3 protein-coding genes are annotated in these 3,485 nt (G+C 50.2%); all 3 read left to right on the top strand.

From position 1 onward, the window contains the following. The coding region (locus K1Y79_RS28975; protein WP_220253728.1) for a hypothetical protein at nucleotides 1-719 on the top strand (719 nt) is incomplete at its 5' end. An 88-nt stretch (nucleotides 720-807) separates the two neighbouring features. Further along, nucleotides 808-1,662, top strand: a complete 855-nt coding sequence (locus tag K1Y79_RS28970) for a tyrosine-type recombinase/integrase (protein ID WP_220253727.1) — start codon at nucleotides 808-810, stop codon at nucleotides 1,660-1,662. Next, a complete protein-coding gene (locus K1Y79_RS28965) occupies nucleotides 1,659-2,522 on the top strand; it encodes a tyrosine-type recombinase/integrase (RefSeq protein WP_220253726.1) in 864 nt (287 codons plus the stop codon). Before K1Y79_RS28970 ends, K1Y79_RS28965 begins: the two co-directional genes overlap by 4 nt. Nucleotides 2,523-3,485 lie beyond the last annotated feature (963 nt).

The following is a 3,485-nucleotide window of genomic DNA, read 5'->3' as shown; positions in this document are numbered from 1 at the left end:
TGATAGCAGTAGACGAGAGTAGTGAACAGACACGCCGTATCATCGATTATCAGAACCGTAAAGCGTCCGGGGAGATCGATCATGTTAAAGAGGAGGAGCATAAAGCCTTTATCTGTAACCTGGTACGGAGTCTTGAAGCGTTGGAAGTAGTGAACCCTTATGCGGGTAAATTACGCTTACCGGAGGATGCACATAAGATCCGTCGTTTGCATGACCTGTTTTTAAACTTTGTGAAGATGGTGACGTTGTTACATCAATACCAGCGGAGGCGAGATAGCAAAGGGCGGTTGCTAACAGCGATCAGTGACGTAGAGTGTGCGATCACTATTATGTTCGACAGTATCGTATTAAAGGTGGACGAGTTGGATGGTAGTCTGCGGCAGTTCTTTGAGCAGTTAAAGGAGTACTTACGTGACAAATACGGGACTAATTATAGTCAGGCGGAGTTTACCTTGCGTGAGATCCGTCAGTCGTTACACCTAAGTAAGACCCAGTTGTTCCGTTACACGCAGGATCTTACCAGCCTGGAATATATCTATACCTGCGGTGGTCATCACAATAAAGGGTTCATCTATAAAATATCTTACTGGGACAACTACCAGGGCCTTCGTGAGCGTATCCGTACTCACCTATATAACCAACTATCTATGATTAAAACCGGAACGCCAGATATGGAAGTTGGAACGCTACGGAACGCTAGTGGAACGCTGGAACCCTGATGAACACTGGAAAAATGGCCTGGCGTTCCATGTTCCGGAAAAATGCTCAAGGGGGGTGAAAAACAATAAAACGTCATAGTGGTAGAAAATGGAAGATTATATTACCCGGTTTAAAAGTTATTTACATCAAAGTGGCTACAGTGTTGGTACGCAGCGGATGCTGCCTGGTTGTGTACGGGACTTTTTAGCATATGCAGGTTGTAAAGCTGTGATAAAAGTAACGCCTCAGATCATAGGGTTATTTTATGAGTGGCTGCATGTGCGTCCGTTGAAACGAAAAGGTGGAGCGCTGAGTGGGATGATGATCCGCCATTATGTGTATGCCTTAAAAGTGTTTTTTAGCTGGTTAGAGGAAAGTGGTGAGTTATTGTATAATCCTATGAGCGGGTTACGGTTAGGGAAGGTAGAGCGGGGTAACCGGGAGGCGTTGAGTGTAGCAGTGGTGAAGGAGTTGTTCAGTGGTGCCCGTAGTGTGCGTGAACGGGTGATGTTACACCTGTTCTACAGCTGTGGGCTACGGCGTAGTGAAGCGGAGCAGTTGAACGTACGGGATGTGCAGGTGCGTCACCGGTTGTTATACGTGCGCTCAGGCAAAGGAGCCAGCCGTAGGGTCATCCCCTTGACGGGAAAGGTAGCGGCGGAGTTAGGCGTTTACCTGGAGCAGTACCGTAAAGCCAGTGGGGTAGAGCAGCGTGCTTTTATGCTAAACCGGGTAGGAAAGCGCATGAGTGGGGAGAGCTACAGCCGCTTGTTGAAGGCGCTAGTGAAGCGGGAGAGTGCCTGGACAGGAATCAGCCCTCATTACCTGCGCCATAGTATAGCCACCCACTTACTACAGGGAGGTATGCCGCTGGAATACGTCCGGGACTTTTTAGGTCACCGTCACCTGGAAGCGACGCAGCTTTATGCTAAAGTAGCACCTGGCCAACTGGCGCTATTATGACAATCACCCAATACTTACAGCAGCACTACAGGTCTGGTACAGCCTCTTCGTACCTGCGGACAATCAAGGAGTTTTTATCCTCTTACCCCGAAGCCGCCAGGGCTAAATACCCCGACTTACTAAGCTATATAGGCGTGTTACGCCTACGTTACCGCAATGCTCATACCTTAAACAGAATCGTGGCCAGTATAAAGGCCTATTACGACTACCTGTGTCATACGGGTCAGCGGCAGGATCATCCAGCCCGTAACATCCGTTTACGAGACAGGCGTGGCAGAGATGTGCAGCTACAGGACCTGTTTAGTGGTAAGGAGCTGGCAGCGCTATTGGATCGCCCGGAGCGATACCAGGAGCTTGCGCTTCGTAATAAAGTGTTAATCAGTCTGTTAATATACCAGGGGCTGACGGTGGCAGAGTTGTCTGCCCTAAGCGTAAACAATGTATCTTTAGGGGAAGGGAGTGTATATGTAGGTCAAACAGCTGTGACTAATAGCAGAAAACTACCCCTAAAACCGGATCAAATCACCTGGTTGGAGACTTACCTATCCCAGACCCGTCCGGGGCTATTAAAGGGGCAGGAAAGCGAATTATTACTAGTTGGTCAGCGGGGAAAGGGGATGCAAGGAGTAGATATCAGTAAACACATTAAACGTGCCTATAAGGGGTTGTACCCAGGCAGGGAAGTAACAGCCTTGCGTATCCGACAGAGCGTAATAGCGAACCTGTTTTTACAGGGTCATGATATAGGGGTTGTGCAACGGTTCGCAGGTCATAAATACCCATCCAGTACGGAGAAGTACCGCCAGGACGATGTGTACCGTTTACAGTCCGCTATAGAGCATTATCACCCGCTAAAGTAGGTGCATCAGGGCCTGGTATGCATCTGCTGTCCGTATCAAGTCCACGTCTTGTTCGTCCCTTGTTCGTCCCTTGTTCGTCTGGACGCCGTATATATGATAGGCACGTTCCTAGTATACGGGGGGCGATTATGCGTCAGGTTCGAGACCAGGCGGAGCTGGTGCCGACCTATTAAAAGCCATCTTCAGTAAGTTTATATCCTCAGTAATAAATGTGATCAGGAAAAGCGGTCTCTCTCCGGTCTCGGTGCGAACAAAAACATGCGCCAGGCTGCGAAGGCAGTCTTGGACAAGTGTGTCGCACAGGCAGCCTGTCACAGTTTTTGCGCCCCATCGACCTACGTTCGGGCAGCTCCCGGTCTGGCGGCTGGCGCACGGATGCTATGCTACGGCCATCCCTACGCTGCCTATGGTTGTCCGCCACCTGCCTTAGCCGCCAGGGCCTTATCTTTTTGTCTTTGCCATCCGCTACGCTCCTGGCCAGTAACAAGGTCTAGGCGCGGCCAGCTGTGGCTACGTGCTCCGCTATCGCTGCGCACTCCCGCCCCAGCGGCCCTGGCGGCATGGCGGTGGTGGCGGTGGATCGCTATTAGGCGTGAGATTATAGCTACCGGGGGCTAGTACCCTGATGGACGAAGGGGGGAGAACAAGGCGCGGCGAACGTGAGCTGTAGCGCCCCGGTCATCAGCAGTACTATCTTGCTTCCGTCTGCAGGACAAGGGATGCGGTAGACGTAGTGCAAATGCTTAACCTCCATACATGAATGATCATCAGGAAGATCATCAGCGTTAGTAACGCATCCCTTATCCCGCATACGTGCGCGTTATTTTTTTTCTTTCAACTGAAATACAGATGAAATAAAAAACTATATCTTGAGGAGAGTTCTTTGAGTAAAAAATCCGTTCGGGCTGTTGCAGCCTGGATAGGAAATGGAGTTTGGGAGGGTATAGGTATGGGTTCAATGGG

The organism is Chitinophaga rhizophila (assembly GCF_019492185.1).
In the GTDB taxonomy this organism is placed as follows: Bacteria; Bacteroidota; Bacteroidia; order Chitinophagales; family Chitinophagaceae; genus Chitinophaga; species Chitinophaga rhizophila.
This window is presented reverse-complemented; position numbering and strand designations above follow the sequence as displayed.